Genomic DNA, 12,757 nt, shown 5'->3' on the forward strand with positions numbered 1-12,757 from the left:
CCCGCGCGCCCCGGGCCCCCCCCCACCGGCCGCTCCGGCCGGGCCCGTGCGCCGCGCTCCACCCGAACTCCCGCCGCCGCGAGGCGGCGTCGCGCCGATCGGCGGCACCCGAGCAGCCGGGCGCCCCGCGGTCCCCGGACGCCCCCGAAGGGGCCGGGTCCGCATGGGGCGCCCGGCTGCTCCTCATCGTGCGTCCGTGCGCCCTTGACCGGGGTCGGGGCCGGGTCGATCATGGCCGCCCTGCCTTCCGATCACCGTCGACGGCGGTCGCACCGCACGCGGGCGCCGGCCTCGCGACGAAAGGGGCCATCGTGCACGTGTCCTCCGGGATCGATCTCTTCGACGAAGCCGTCCTCGCCGACCCCTATCCGACCTACGCCCGGCTGCGCGAACTGGGCGCCGCCGTACGGCTCGACGCGCACGCCGTCTGGGCCCTGCCGCGCCACGCGGCCGTCGCCGACGCGCTGCGCGATCCGATCGGCTACTCCAGCGAACGGGCCCTGGCCCTGACCGAGCAGGTCAACGAACAGGTCCTGACCGACACGGTGGTGGGCACCGACGGCGCCGCCCACGCGCGCCTGCGCCGGGTGCTCTCGCGCCAACTCGCCCCCAGGGCACTGAAATCCCTCACCGCCGGCATGTACGCGCACGCCCGCGCGCTGGTCGACGCGCTCCCGCGCGGCGAGGTCTTCGACGGCGTGGCCGACCTGGCCGCGCCGTTCGTCTCCGGCACCGTCATGCGCCTGATGGGCTTACCCGACCGGGACCGCGTCCGGCTGCTCGACCTCGCCGACGCGACGTTCGACACCTTCGGCCCCGACACCGCGCGTACCCGGGCCGCGTTCCCGCGCGCCGAGGAGATGTTCGCCTACCTCGACCGCTTCGCCGCGCGGGGGCGGGTCGCGCCGGACAGCTGGCTCGGCGCGATCCACGCCGCGGCCGACCGGGGCGACATCGACGAATCCCAGGCCGTCCCGCTGATGCTCTCCTACACCGTCGCGGGCATGGACACCACCATCCACGCCGTCACCGCCGCCCTGCACCTGCTGGCCGCACACCCCGCGCAGTGGCGCCTGGTCCGCAAGCGCGCCGCCCCGGGCGACGCGGTCTTCGCCGAGGCGCTGCGGATGGAGGCCCCGATCCAGTGGTTCGGCCGCCGCGCCACCCGCGACATCCGGATCGGCGACACCGTCGTCCCGGCCGGCGACCAACTCCTCCTGCTCTACGGCTCGGCGGGCCGCGACCGCGCCAAATGGGGCCCGAGCGCCGACACGTTCGACGTCACCCGCCCCGACAGCCGCGACCACCTCGCGCTGGGCCTCGGCGTGCACCAGTGCGCCGGCAACCACCTCGCCGTCCTCGAACTCGACGCCGTGCTCACCGCCCTGGGCCGCCGTTTCCGCACCCTCGCCGGCGCGCCCGACCGGGAGCCCACGCGGCGGGTCCACAACATCCTGCGCGGCCTGCACACCCTCCCGCTCGTCGCCGCGTAGCCCGTCGCACCGCACGGCCCGCCTCGCCCACCGCGGATCCCGACCGGTACAGCCGATCCGGTCGAAATCCGCGGGCGGGGTCAGGGCTACGGCGCGGGAATCGCGGAGAGTTCGTCGGTCAGGTCGTCGAGACCGAGCGACCCCTGCGACAGCGCGCTCATGTGCCACGCCTTCAGGTCGAACGCCGCGCCCTGCGCCCGTCGGGCGTTCTCCCGGCCCAGCAACCACGCGCGTTCGCCGAGCTTGTAGCCGATCGCCTGGCCGGGCATGGTCAGGTAGCGGGTCACCTCGCTGTCCACGAAGGCGTCGGGGAGGCTGCTGCTCGCGCCGAAGAACTCCTGCGCCAGGTCCGGGGTCCAGCGCTCGCCGGGATGGAACGGCGCGTCGGCCGGGATCTCCAGTTCCAGGTGCATGCCGATGTCGACGATCACCCGCACGGCGCGCATCATCTGCGCGTCGAGGTAGCCCAGGCGGCGCTCGGCGTCGGTGAGGAAGCCCAGTTCGTCCATGAGGCGTTCCGCGTACAGCGCCCAGCCCTCGGCGTTGGCGCTGACCACCCCGACGGTGGCCTGGTAGCGGGACAGGTCGTCGGCGATGTGTGCCCACTGGGCGAGCTGGAGGTGGTGGCCGGGGACACCCTCGTGGTACCAGGTCGACACGAGGTTGTAGACCGGGAAGCGGTCGCGGCCCATCGTCGGCAGCCAGGTCCGGCCGGGGCGGCTGAAGTCCTCGGACGGCTGCGTGTAGTACGGCGCGGCGGCGCTTCCCGGCGGGGCGATGCACGACTCGACGCGGCGCACCCGCTCGGCGAGGTCGAAGTGGGTGCCGTCGAGGTGGTCGATCGCCTCGTCCATCAGGGCCTGCAACCAGGCCCGCACCTCCTCGACGCCCTCGATGTGCGTACCGTGCTCGTCCAGGTGCGCGAGCGCCACCCATGGCGTGGCGGCTCCGGGCAGGACCTTCTCCGCCTCGTGGCGCATCTCGCCGAGCAGGCGGTGGTACTCCGACCAGCCGTAGGCGTATGCCTCGTCCAGGTCGAGGTCGGCGCCGTTGAAGTACCGCGACCACACGGCGTACCGCTCGCGCCCGACCACCTCGGGGGCGTCGGCGACGGCGGGGGCGTACACGTCGCGCATCCAATCCCGCAGCTCCACCACGGCGGCGCTCGCCGCGCGTGCGGCCTCGTCGAGCTCGGCGCGCAGGGCCTGCGGGCCGGCGGCGGCGAAGTCCTCGAACCAGCCGCGCCCGTTGCCGTCGGTGTCGGCCCACTCGCCGAGCTGGGCGACACACGCCCCGGTCGGGCGGGGCGCCGCGTACAACTTGCGCTCCAGGCCCAGCTCCAGCGACTCCCGGTAGCCCGAAAGCGCGTGCGAGACCGCACGCAGCCGCTCGACGATCGCGGCCCAGTCCGCGTCCGTCTCCGCGGGCGTCACGGTGAACACCTCACGCACGAAGTGCATCGGCGTGCCCATGTTCCCGACGGTCCGCAGCCCCTCCCCGGTCTCGTGCACGGCCAGCTCGGCCGTCAACCGCTCACGCAACAGCCGGGCGCACCGCCGCTCGACCGCCACCTCCGCCCCGTCCCGCCGCTCGGCCTCGGCGAGCGCGGCAAGCGTGCGCCGCGCCAACGCGGCCCGCGCCTCCTGCCCCTCGGGAGACAGGTCGGGCAACCGCCCGGAACACTCCGCGACCCCGAGAAACGTCCCCATCACCGGATCGAGCACAACGAGTTCGTCGACATAGGAATCGGCAAGCTGACGCGGAAGCGGAACACTGTTGACTGACATGCCCCCATCCTCATACGCCGACAACCCCCACGTCACGCCCGTTGTCCGAGCCACCCCGGACAACCGACAAACGCCGAGCGACCGCAAGAGCCCAGGAGGCGCGGACCCGCTCATCAGACTGTGAGCATGGATCCGGCCGAATCCGAACTCGCGCCCGACGTCCACGATCCCGACTACATCGCTTTCGTCGCCGGCCGCATTCTCGACCACGTACGCGAGGTGCCCGAACTCGCCGCGTTGGCCGAACCGGTGACGTTCGAATCGACGCCGCACGGCATCGTGATGATGACCGCACCCGACGCGGCGCACGGGGACATCCTGGACAACCTGCGCTCCTTCCTCACCTCCCTGCCGCGCGACGGCGCCGCCGAGTGGGGGTTGCGGGAGAACACCTCGGTGGAGTTCGGCGCGTCCGAGCGCACCCCCGACCTGGTCGTGTTCGACCCGTCCCGCCGCGTCCTGGTCCGAGCCGGCAAGGCCATGTCCCCCGCCGGGATCCTGATGCTGGTGGAGGTGACGTCGAACTCCACCCGACGCGAGGACCTCGACCGTGACGATCCGGCGGCCAAACCACGCCAGTACGCCGCGAGCGGCATCCCGCTGTACCTGGTCGTCGACCTCCGCAGGGCCGAGGTACTGCTCTTCGGCGACGCGATCCACGGCACCTACCCGGCCCCGACCGTCTTCCACGTCGGTGAACCCGTCTGGCTCCCCAAACCCTTCTCCGCCGCCTGGCCCACCGAGTTCATGAAGGACCTCCTCCAACCCCCACCCACCCGCGCCGCCCGCCCCGGGGGCTTGTCCGGGGGGTGGGTGGGGAGGATCTTGGGATGGACCGGGTTTATGACGATGCGCGGTTGGCCGGGGTCTATCAGGTCGGGAACGAGATGCCCGCGGGGGCGCTTCGGGTCTGGGCGGAGGTGATCGGGGCGTTTTCGCCTCGGCCGGCACCGGTGGTGCTCGAGATCGGGGCGGGGACAGGGATGTTCTGTGCGGCGTTGGCCGAGTGGGGGCACGCGTCGCGCGTGGTCGGGGTCGATCCCTCGGTGGCCATGCTCGGCGAGGCCCTGCGGTACAACGCCCATCCCCGGGTGCGCTACGTCGGTGGCAGCGCCGACGCGGTGCCCACGCGTGGGGGGCTGTTCGACCTGGCCCTGCTTTCGCGCGTCGTGCACCACCTGCCGGATCGTCGCGCCTGTGCCCGCGAGTTGGCGCGTGTCCTGCGGCCCGACGGTGTCGTGGTGATCCGTACGACCTTTCGCGAGCGCCTGGACGCGCTCGTCTACCACTACTGGCCGCGCCTTCGGGACAGCGACGAACGGCGCTTCCCCGGACGGGAGGAGGTCGTGGCCGACTTCGCCGCCTGCGGGTTCGCGCTCCGACAGATCGACTCCCTCGCGCAGCCGGTCACCGCGAGCCTGCGCGAGTTCCACGCGCGGATGACCACCCGACCGCAATCGAAGTTCACGCGCCTGACCGCCGCCGAGTACGACGAGGGCCTGCGCCGGTTGGCGATCGACGCCGCCGCCGAACCCGAGGACGCGCCCCGACCGGTGCGAGAGCGCTACGACATCGCGGTGTTCGCTCGCACTCGTGAGTGAACTGCCGCACTGCCGCGGGCGGTTCGAGGACGATGGGCCGGTGCCTGGATGCGGCGTCCCGTCGTGCGGGGGTGCGGGCCCGGCCGGCCCGCACCTCCGTCGGTCTCAGCGGTTCAGGCGCAGTGACATCGGGTCGATCCCGCCGCCGTCGATGGCGAACGTGGTGCCGCGCGTGGAGAAGTACGGGGTCTGCATGTCCGCGAAGGTCATCACGTCGACCCGCTTGACCAACTCGGCCTCGGCCGCGGTCCATTCGTCGCAACCGGCGATGTCCGGCTTGCTCATGGCCAGGCCCACCAGGCGCTGATACTCGGGGTTGTCGACGGCGCCGAAGTTGAGCCCGTCGGGCCCCTTGGGGCCGCTGAAGAAGGGCACGAGCTGGTCGTGCTGGGTCAGCGTGATCGGCGTCCAGGAGATGTCCCACTGCCCGGAGGCCAGCACCTCTCCCGTGGTCCCGGCGGTGAGCGGCCGGCGGTTGACCTTGACCCCGAACGAGCGCCACTGCTCGACCGCCAGCTCCACCGCGGACAGCAGTTCCGAGCCGGCCGTCCCCGAGTAGGGCAGCACGATGGACAGTTGCCTGCCGTCCTTGGTCCAGTGCCCGCCCGACTTGGTCCACCCGGCCCCGCGCAGCGCGGCCGCCGCGCGCGCCGGGTCGTGCGGCGGGATGTTGGCGCTCACGGCGTCCGCCGCGCAGGTCGGCAGCATGGTGACCGCGACCCGGGTCGGCGCCGAGCCCTTGCCGCCGGTGGCCACCGCCCCCAGCTGCTTGAGATCGAGCGCGGCGGTCAGCGCCCAGCGCACCGCGGGATCGGCGGTGACGTGATCGGGCGCCTCGTTGTACAGGAACATCCCGTACGGGTCGCGCTGGACGCGGTACTTCAGTCCCGCCGCGGTCAGCCGGACCCGGTCGGCGCCGGTCACGGAGGCGATGTCGAGCTGTTTGCCCAACAGCAGGTTGGCCCTGGTCGAGGGGTTGGCGACCACCTTGAACACCAGCCGCTCGGGCAGTTCGGTGGAGTTCGCACCGCCCGGTCCCCAGACGTAGTCGGGCCGCTTGGTGTAGGTGAAGTGGTCACCGGTCGCGGCCTCGACGAGCCGGTAGGGCCCGGTGCCGTCGGTGGCGTGGTCGAGCGAGTTGGGCGCCGCGAGTGCCGAGGGGCACACCAGCGCCAGTTGGGAGGCGCCGCGCAGCAGGAACGGGGTGGGTTCGGGCGTGCGCAGGACGAGCGTGTTGGTGGCGTCGTCCGCGGTGGCGACCGTTCCCGGTGCCACGGCCAGGCCGTACAGCGGTGAGGTGTTCTTCGGGTCGGCGATGTAGTTGTACTGCGCCGCGACGGCGGACGCGGTCAACGTCCGGCCGTCGCCGCACCGCACGTCGCGCCGCAGGGTGAAGGTGGCCGACAGGGGATCGGACTCCCACTTCTCGGCGACGCCGGAGACGATCTGCCCGTCGACCGTGGTGTTGATCAGCGCGTCGTAGGAGAACCGCGTCATCAGCGAGGTGATCTTGGACAGCGAGGTGAGCGGAGACAGGTTGGCGGGGTCCTCGGAGATACCGATCGTGATCGTGTCGCTCCCGCCCGCGCCCGACGCGCCGGTGCCGCCGCACCCGGTGGCGAGCATCCCCACGGCCACCGCGCCGGCCGCCGCCCGCGCGGCGCCTCTCATCGTGCACCACCGGCGGGAACGGCGGGGCGCGTACGCCCTTCGCCTCCCGATGCCGCGGCGATCGACGTACGAATGTTCGGATCCGCCGTCCGGACACCGGACCCGACCGCATCGGATCGTCCCATGCTGGATACCTCCTCGGAGAACGGCGCGACTGCCGCAGTGGACGCTCAGGGTAGGCAGCGCCCCAATACCTCGGATCGTCGCCGCGGACGAAGAGCGATCACCGAATCCGTCCGAATCGCCAACCCGAGGCGCCGCGGCGCCGGGCAGTCTTCACGTCAGCCGCGGCGCGCCTTCGCACCGAGAGCCCACTCGGCCCGACAAGGCATCGCACTTGCCTAAATGCATTAGGCATGCCCATAATCCATTTAGGTTGATCCGAGAGTGGATGAGGAGAGCAGGGCATGGCGCGCGCGGGGTTGACCACCGAAAACGTGGTGCGGGCCGGGGCCGAGCTGGCCGACGAGATCGGGTTCGCGCAGGCGACGCCCGCGGAGTTGGCCCGGCGCCTGGGCGTGCGGACCGCGAGCCTGTACTCGCATGTCGCCAACGCCCACGACCTCAAGACCCGCATCGCGCTGCTCGCGCTGGAGGAACTCGCCGACCGGGCCTCCGCCGCGATCGCCGGACGTGCGGGCAAGGACGCGCTGACCGCGTTCGCGAACGTCTACCGCGACTACGCCCTCACCCACCCGGGACGCTTCGCCGCCGCGCGATACCGGCTCGACCCGCAGACGGCCGCCGCCGGTGCCGGCGTCCGGCACGCGCGGATGACGCGCGCGCTGCTGCGCGGATACGACCTGGCCGAACCGCACCAAACGCACGCCGTCCGGCTGCTGGGCAGCGTCTTCGCCGGCTTCGTCGACCTGGAGTGCGCCGGCGGCTTCGAGCACAGCTCCCCCGACTCGGGACAGAGCTGGACCGCGATCCTCGACGCGCTCGACGGCCTGCTGCGCACCTGGCCCACCACCTCCTGACCCCTGCCCCGCCATCTCCGCGAAGCAAAGAGACCGAGACCATGCACACCCCGTACGCCCACACCACCACCCCCATCACCGCCGACCTGCTGCGCGGCGCCCTCGACCTGGAACACACCGAACGCGGCGTAGTGCCGCACCGGTTGCCCGCATCCGCCCGCCGGCAGATCCCGGACGAGCAACTGGCCATGGCCGAGTCCCAACCCTCCGGCGTACGACTGGCGCTGCGCACCCGGGCCGCCATCCTCGAACTGGACGTCGTGGCCACCAAGCGCGTCTACCCCGGAGCCCCGCCGCGCCCGGACGGCGTGTACGAACTCCTCGTCGACAAAAGCCCCACCGCCCGGGCGAGCGTGCCCGACGGCGACACGCTCACCATCGACCCGGTCCGCGGGACCGCACACACCCGGCCCGGTCCGGTGCGCACCCTGCGCTTCACCGACCTGCCCACCCACGACAAGCACGTCGAGATCTGGCTGCCGCACGACGAGAGCACACAGCTGGTCGCGCTGCGCGGCGACGCCCCCATCCACGCGGCACCGGCCGACGGGCGCAGGGTGTGGCTGCACCACGGCAGTTCGATCAGCCACGGCTCCAACGCGGCCACCCCGACCGGGACCTGGCCGGCCCTGGCCGCGGCCCGAGGCGGCGTGGAGCTGATCAATCTCGGCTTCGGCGGCGGCGCCCTGCTCGACCCGTTCACCGCCCGCGCCATGCGCGACACCCCCGCGGACTTGATCAGCCTCAAGATCGGCATCAACATCGTCAACGCGGACCTGATGCGGCTGCGGGCGTTCGGCCCGGCGGTGCACGGGTTCCTCGACACCATCCGCGACGGACACCCCGACACCCCGCTGCTGGTGGTCTCGCCGATCCACTGCGCCATCCACGAGCACACCCCGGGGCCGTGCGCCGTGGACCCGGCCGCGTTCGGCGAGGGACGCCTGCGGTTCGTGGCCACGGGCGATCGTGCGCAGGTCGCCGCCGGGCGGCTGACGCTGACCGTGATCCGGGAGGAGCTGGCCCAAATCGTCGCACGGCGCGCCGCCGACGACCCGAACCTGCACCACCTCGACGGCCTCGACCTGTACGGCGCGGCGGACCAGGCCGAACTCCCGCTGCCCGACGACCTGCACCCGGACCCGGCCGCCCACCGCCGCATCGGCGAACGCTTCGCCCGCCTCGCCTTCGGCCCCGCCGGCCCGCTGTCCGCCGGGGCCGGCTGACCCCGTCCCCGCTACACCCGCAATGCGGCGATTTCCGCCTCGAACAGCAGCTCCGGGTCGAACTCCATGCCGACGAAGTGGCCGGCGAGTTCCAGGGACAGCACGCCGTGCAGCCGGGTCCAGAAGATCAGGGCCCGGTGCAGCACGGCCGGCGGCGCGGGATGCTCGCCCGCCCAGCGCCGGTGCCGCGCCAGGCGCGCCTCCAACGCGGTCGTGGCGTGCTCCGCCGGTGGTCGCGCGCTCCACACGTCGAGCAGGGTGGTCATGATCTCGGCGGAGATCGCGGTGATGTCGTCGGGGGCGTGGTAGCCGGGAACGGGCGTGCCGTAGATCAGCAGGTAGCGCTGTGGGTCCGCCAGCGCCCACCGGCGCATGGCGCGCGCCGTCTCGGCCACGTCGGCACCACCCTCGAAGGCGACGCGGACGGCGTCGGCCATGCTGCGGTACGCGTCCCGGATCAGCTCGGTGATCAGCTCGTCACGGCCGGCGAAGTAGCGGTAGAGCGCGGGCCCGCTCATGCCCATTTGTTTGGCGATCGCGTTGAGCGAGAGCGCGGACGCACCCGCCGTGGCGATCTGCTCCCACGCGTGTTGCTTGATCTCCGTCCGCACCTGCGTCCGGTAGCGCTCACGTGGGGTGTTCGCCTCGGTTTCCGCCATGACCCGCCACCTTTTCGCACACGCGGCCGCATCCCCGCATTTCGGTTAGAAGCTATCACAAACCTGAATGACATTCGGGAAGCCCCCGAGCAGGCCCACCCGCCGCGGGCGCCCACTCGCCGCGAGCGCCCGCCCTCCTACCGCGGCCCCGCGCACGCGTCGCCTATCGCCTCGTCCAGGATGCCCAACCCGAGCGAGAGTTCGTCCTCGGTCGCGGTCAACGGCGGCGCGATCCGAAACACCCCGCCCATGCCCGGGAGCTGCACGATGTTCATGTGCAGCCCCAACTCCAGGCAGCGCCGGGTGACCCGCGCACCCAGCTCGTCGGAGCCGTGCTCGGCGTCGTCCCGGTCGACGACCAGTTCGAGGCCGGCGAGCAGCCCGCGACCGCGAATGTCGCCGACCACCGGGTGACGCTCGGCGAGTTCGACCAGCCCCCGACGCAGGAACGCGCCGAGCGAGCGGGCCCGTTCGTCGAGCCGATCCGCGATCAGCACGTCCAGTACGGTGTTGCCGACCGCCGCCGGCAGCGGGTCGGCGACGTGCGTGGTGAAGAACAGGAACCCCCGCTCGTGCGCCCGCTGTTCGATCTCCGCGCTGGTGACCACCGCGGCCAGCGGCAGCCCCGCGCCGAGCGTCTTGGACAGCGTGAGGATGTCCGGCACGACGCCGTCGCGCTCGAACGCGTACCAGTCCCCGGTGCGACACAGGCCGGTCTGCGCCTCGTCGAGGATCAGCAACATCCCGCGCTCGCGGCACTTGTCGCGCAGCGCCGCCAGGTAGCCGATCGGCAACTCGATGATGCCGCCCGAGCTGAGGATCGGCTCCACCAGGCACGCGGCCAGACTGCCGGTCGACTGCGCGTCGATCAGGTCGAACGCGAAGTGCAGCTGCCGCCGCCAGTCGAGCGTTCCGTCCGCCGCGACGAAGTCGGGCCGGTACACGTTGGGCACCGGGATGGCGAAGTTGCCGGGCGCGCCGGGACCGTAGCCCTTGCGTCCCGCGCTGTAGGTCGCGGACGCGGCCGCCTGGGTCATGCCGTGCCAGGACCGCGCGAACGAGACGATCTCGTGCCGGCCGGTGACCAGCTTCGCCATCCGGATCGCCGCCTCGTTCGACTCGGCGCCGGTGGTCAGCAGCAGCACCTTCTCCAACGGATCCGGCAGCGTCTCGGCCAGCCGCCGGGCGAGGTCGACCACCGGACGACTGAGCATGCCGCTGTACAGGTGGTCCAGGGTCGCCACCTGCCGCCGCACGGTGTCCACGATCGCCGGGTGCGCGTGTCCCAGGATCGCGCTCATCTGCCCGGAGGTGAAGTCGAGGATGCGCCGGCCGTCGGCGGTGAACACGAAGCTCCCGGCGGCACGGTCGATGATCTCGCGGGTGAACTCGCCCCCGTAGCGCACGAGATGCCGCTCGGCGTCGGTCCAGAACGGGTCGGCGGAGGACGGCGAGGAGGTGGTCGAAGCAGCCATGTCCCGACGGTAGGTCGGGCCCGAAGCACACGTCCAGCGCTCGACCTCGCCGTTCGGCTCCGCCGGCCCGCGAACATTCGCGGTCGTCGGGCCGTGTTGATAATGTTATGCGCGTAAGTAATCCGTCGGGAGAGCCGAGAGAGAAGAGCCATGGACTTCGACCGGGCCGACGCCCTCAACCAGGCCATCCGCCTGCTGAGCCTGCGCCACCGGGCCAGGATCACCACCCTGCTCGCCCCGCTCGGCCTGCACCCCGGCCAGGAGGCACTGCTGCTCGAACTCGCCCGCAACGGCCCGATGATCCAGGGCCGACTCAGCGACGCACTCGGGTGCGAGCCGCCCAGCGTCACCCTGATGACCCGCAAACTCGAAGCCGCCGGCCACATCCATCGCACCCCGGCACCCACCGACAAACGTGCCTCCGTCGTCGAACTCACCGACAGCGGCACGGTCTTGGTCGAGCACATCAAACAGGCGTGGTGCACCCTGGCCGAGGAGACCGTGACCGGACTGCCCGGGGCGACCGTCGCCGAACTCCCCGACCTCCTCACCACACTGACCACCAACGTCGACACCAGACGCACCCGCCGACCCCACGACGGATGACCCGACACCGCGCGACGAACCAACCACGCCGAACCCGGCTACAGGTCCAGCACCGCGCGCAGCGCCTGATCGACCCGCTCCATCACCTCTCGGGCCACGGTGCCGACAAGCTTCGCGTCGTCGAACCGGGCGGTGCGCAACCGCTGGAGGTTGACCGCCACCGCGGTCGACGGCAGCGGCTGCTCGATCACCACGGACATCGCCGTGTCCGGGAAGCGGCCCGCCGGATGCAGCACGATCGCGAACACCGCCGCATACGCCTGTTCGAGACCGTCCAGCGAGACGACCAGGACATCGCGGCCATCGCCCAACGTCCAGATCTCGCCACGCCTCACAGCGCGTCGCCCTCGTCGCACAACTCCTCGCCCAGACCCAGCGCGGCCAACTGCCGAGCGGCGTCCAGCACCGCCTGCCGGCGCGCGGCCCGCACGATATAGGCGTTCAGGGACAACCCCGCCGCCGCCGCGCCCGCCCGGATCGAGGCGTCGAGGTCGTCGGGAATCCGCAACGTCATCACCGTCATGCCACCAACGTAGCAACCACATCCCGGTGGCGTCCCTCGGTGGCGGCGATTTCGCCCGACCGGACCTCGATCCTCCCCTCCCACCCCGCGCGCATCCCCCACCCCACCCGCGCCCGCACCGCCGCACCGACATCGTTTGGGCGCGCGACCCCAGGGCACGCCGCAGACATATCGTTCGTCCCACCGTGGGAGGTGACCGGTATGACCGCCGTGACCGAGTCCGTCGACGTGGACGTACCGCTGCACACGGCGTACCTCCAGTGGACCCGCTTCGAGGAGTACCCGCAGTTCATGGACGGGGTCGAGGAGGTGGTCCGGCTCGACGCCCACCACCACTACTGGAGGACCTACACCGCGGGCGTGACCCGCGAATTCGGCACCGAGACCGAGGAACTCCCCGACGAACGCGTCTCCTGGTGCACCGTATCGGACGAACCCCGCCACCACGCGCTCGTGACCTTCCGCGCGGTCGACGCCGACCACACCACCATCGACGTCGTCACCGAGGTCGAACCCGAAGGCCTCACCGACACCACCGAGACCACCCCGCCCTTCACCGCGACCCGGGTCAGGCCGGACCTGCTGCGCTTCAAGGAACTCGTCGAGACCAAGGCCCTCGGCGAGATGCGCGACACCCCGGGCCCCACCGGCCGCGGCCGCATCCCCCCGAGCTGACACCGCCCCACCGCACGACGAACGACGGGGCCGGCTCGGCCCACCCCCCAGCCCGCCCCCC

13 protein-coding genes are annotated in these 12,757 nt (G+C 72.1%); 7 read left to right on the plus strand and 6 right to left on the minus strand.

Features of this window, described 5'->3' with window-relative positions; translation table 11 throughout:
* Positions 1 to 311: 311 nt before the first annotated feature.
* The gene (locus ACFRCG_RS40720) at positions 312 to 1,493 is read left to right on the plus strand and encodes a cytochrome P450 (RefSeq protein ID WP_380041073.1); all 1,182 of its coding nucleotides are present in this window, start codon (positions 312 to 314) and stop codon (positions 1,491 to 1,493) included.
* Positions 1,494 to 1,579: 86 nt separating this feature from the next.
* Here the strand turns inward: ACFRCG_RS40720 and ACFRCG_RS40725 are convergent, their stop codons facing one another.
* Positions 1,580 to 3,280, minus strand: a complete 1,701-nt coding sequence (locus tag ACFRCG_RS40725) for a DUF885 domain-containing protein (protein WP_380041075.1) — start codon at positions 3,278 to 3,280, stop codon at positions 1,580 to 1,582.
* A 126-nt stretch (positions 3,281 to 3,406) separates the two neighbouring features.
* On the opposite strand from ACFRCG_RS40725, the gene ACFRCG_RS40730 reads away from it, so the two are divergent.
* Together ACFRCG_RS40730 and ACFRCG_RS40735 are read left to right on the plus strand one after the other, a co-directional pair.
* A complete protein-coding gene (locus ACFRCG_RS40730; protein ID WP_380041077.1) occupies positions 3,407 to 4,204 on the plus strand; it encodes a Uma2 family endonuclease in 798 nt (265 codons plus the stop codon).
* Positions 4,205 to 4,233: 29 nt separating this feature from the next.
* Complete coding sequence (locus tag ACFRCG_RS40735) at positions 4,234 to 4,881, plus strand: class I SAM-dependent methyltransferase (RefSeq protein WP_380041079.1); 648 nt, start codon at positions 4,234 to 4,236, stop codon at positions 4,879 to 4,881.
* 105 nt (positions 4,882 to 4,986) lie between these two features.
* Here the strand turns inward: ACFRCG_RS40735 and ACFRCG_RS40740 are convergent, their stop codons facing one another.
* Positions 4,987 to 6,552, minus strand: coding sequence for an ABC transporter substrate-binding protein (locus ACFRCG_RS40740; RefSeq protein ID WP_380041081.1), 1,566 nt, complete (start codon positions 6,550 to 6,552; stop codon positions 4,987 to 4,989).
* A gap of 407 nt (positions 6,553 to 6,959) precedes the next feature.
* Here ACFRCG_RS40740 and ACFRCG_RS40745 point away from each other — a divergent pair, with 407 nt between their 5' ends.
* Positions 6,960 to 7,532 (plus strand): TetR/AcrR family transcriptional regulator, encoded by a 573-nt coding sequence (locus ACFRCG_RS40745; protein WP_380041083.1) that lies wholly within the window; start codon positions 6,960 to 6,962, stop codon positions 7,530 to 7,532.
* 41 nt (positions 7,533 to 7,573) lie between these two features.
* Positions 7,574 to 8,758 carry a GDSL-type esterase/lipase family protein gene (locus tag ACFRCG_RS40750; protein WP_380041085.1) on the plus strand — a complete coding sequence of 395 codons (1,185 nt, stop codon included), beginning with the start codon at positions 7,574 to 7,576 and terminating at the stop codon, positions 8,756 to 8,758.
* An 11-nt stretch (positions 8,759 to 8,769) separates the two neighbouring features.
* Here ACFRCG_RS40750 and ACFRCG_RS40755 read toward each other — a convergent pair whose 3' ends face one another.
* Both ACFRCG_RS40755 and ACFRCG_RS40760 read right to left on the minus strand, forming a co-directional pair.
* Entirely contained in the window at positions 8,770 to 9,417 is a 648-nt protein-coding gene (locus ACFRCG_RS40755) for a TetR/AcrR family transcriptional regulator (protein WP_380041087.1), read from the minus strand.
* 137 nt (positions 9,418 to 9,554) lie between these two features.
* A complete protein-coding gene (locus ACFRCG_RS40760) occupies positions 9,555 to 10,892 on the minus strand; it encodes an aspartate aminotransferase family protein (RefSeq protein WP_380041089.1) in 1,338 nt (445 codons plus the stop codon).
* A 150-nt stretch (positions 10,893 to 11,042) separates the two neighbouring features.
* Between ACFRCG_RS40760 and ACFRCG_RS40765 the strand changes: the two genes are divergently transcribed.
* Positions 11,043 to 11,498, plus strand: a complete 456-nt coding sequence (locus ACFRCG_RS40765) for a MarR family winged helix-turn-helix transcriptional regulator (RefSeq protein WP_380041091.1) — start codon at positions 11,043 to 11,045, stop codon at positions 11,496 to 11,498.
* A 38-nt stretch (positions 11,499 to 11,536) separates the two neighbouring features.
* Here the strand turns inward: ACFRCG_RS40765 and ACFRCG_RS40770 are convergent, their stop codons facing one another.
* Both ACFRCG_RS40770 and ACFRCG_RS40775 read right to left on the minus strand, forming a co-directional pair.
* Positions 11,537 to 11,833 (minus strand): type II toxin-antitoxin system PemK/MazF family toxin, encoded by a 297-nt coding sequence (locus ACFRCG_RS40770; protein WP_380041093.1) that lies wholly within the window; start codon positions 11,831 to 11,833, stop codon positions 11,537 to 11,539.
* Entirely contained in the window at positions 11,830 to 12,021 is a 192-nt protein-coding gene (locus ACFRCG_RS40775) for a toxin-antitoxin system HicB family antitoxin (protein WP_126634996.1), read from the minus strand. The genes ACFRCG_RS40770 and ACFRCG_RS40775 overlap by 4 nt, the downstream gene beginning before the upstream one ends.
* A gap of 201 nt (positions 12,022 to 12,222) precedes the next feature.
* Here ACFRCG_RS40775 and ACFRCG_RS40780 point away from each other — a divergent pair, with 201 nt between their 5' ends.
* Complete coding sequence (locus tag ACFRCG_RS40780; RefSeq protein ID WP_380041096.1) at positions 12,223 to 12,696, plus strand: SRPBCC family protein; 474 nt, start codon at positions 12,223 to 12,225, stop codon at positions 12,694 to 12,696.
* Positions 12,697 to 12,757: the final 61 nt, after the last annotated feature.

It is taken from the genome of Embleya sp. NPDC056575 (assembly GCF_042793325.1).
Taxonomy (GTDB): domain Bacteria; phylum Actinomycetota; class Actinomycetes; order Streptomycetales; family Streptomycetaceae; genus Embleya.

Bases quoted from the DNA above. Each gene is read 5' to 3' on its own strand.
- ACFRCG_RS40725 (WP_380041075.1), bottom strand. From the start codon at position 3,280: ATGTCAGTCAACAGTGTTCCGCTTCCGCGTCAGCTTGCCGATTCCTAT.
- ACFRCG_RS40730 (WP_380041077.1), top strand. From the start codon at position 3,407: ATGGATCCGGCCGAATCCGAACTCGCGCCCGACGTCCACGATCCCGAC.
- ACFRCG_RS40740 (WP_380041081.1), bottom strand. From the start codon at position 6,552: ATGAGAGGCGCCGCGCGGGCGGCGGCCGGCGCGGTGGCCGTGGGGATG.
- ACFRCG_RS40745 (WP_380041083.1), top strand. From the start codon at position 6,960: ATGGCGCGCGCGGGGTTGACCACCGAAAACGTGGTGCGGGCCGGGGCC.
- ACFRCG_RS40750 (WP_380041085.1), top strand. From the start codon at position 7,574: ATGCACACCCCGTACGCCCACACCACCACCCCCATCACCGCCGACCTG.
- ACFRCG_RS40755 (WP_380041087.1), bottom strand. From the start codon at position 9,417: ATGGCGGAAACCGAGGCGAACACCCCACGTGAGCGCTACCGGACGCAG.
- ACFRCG_RS40760 (WP_380041089.1), bottom strand. From the start codon at position 10,892: ATGGCTGCTTCGACCACCTCCTCGCCGTCCTCCGCCGACCCGTTCTGG.
- ACFRCG_RS40765 (WP_380041091.1), top strand. From the start codon at position 11,043: ATGGACTTCGACCGGGCCGACGCCCTCAACCAGGCCATCCGCCTGCTG.
- ACFRCG_RS40775 (WP_126634996.1), bottom strand. From the start codon at position 12,021: ATGACGGTGATGACGTTGCGGATTCCCGACGACCTCGACGCCTCGATC.
- ACFRCG_RS40780 (WP_380041096.1), top strand. From the start codon at position 12,223: ATGACCGCCGTGACCGAGTCCGTCGACGTGGACGTACCGCTGCACACG.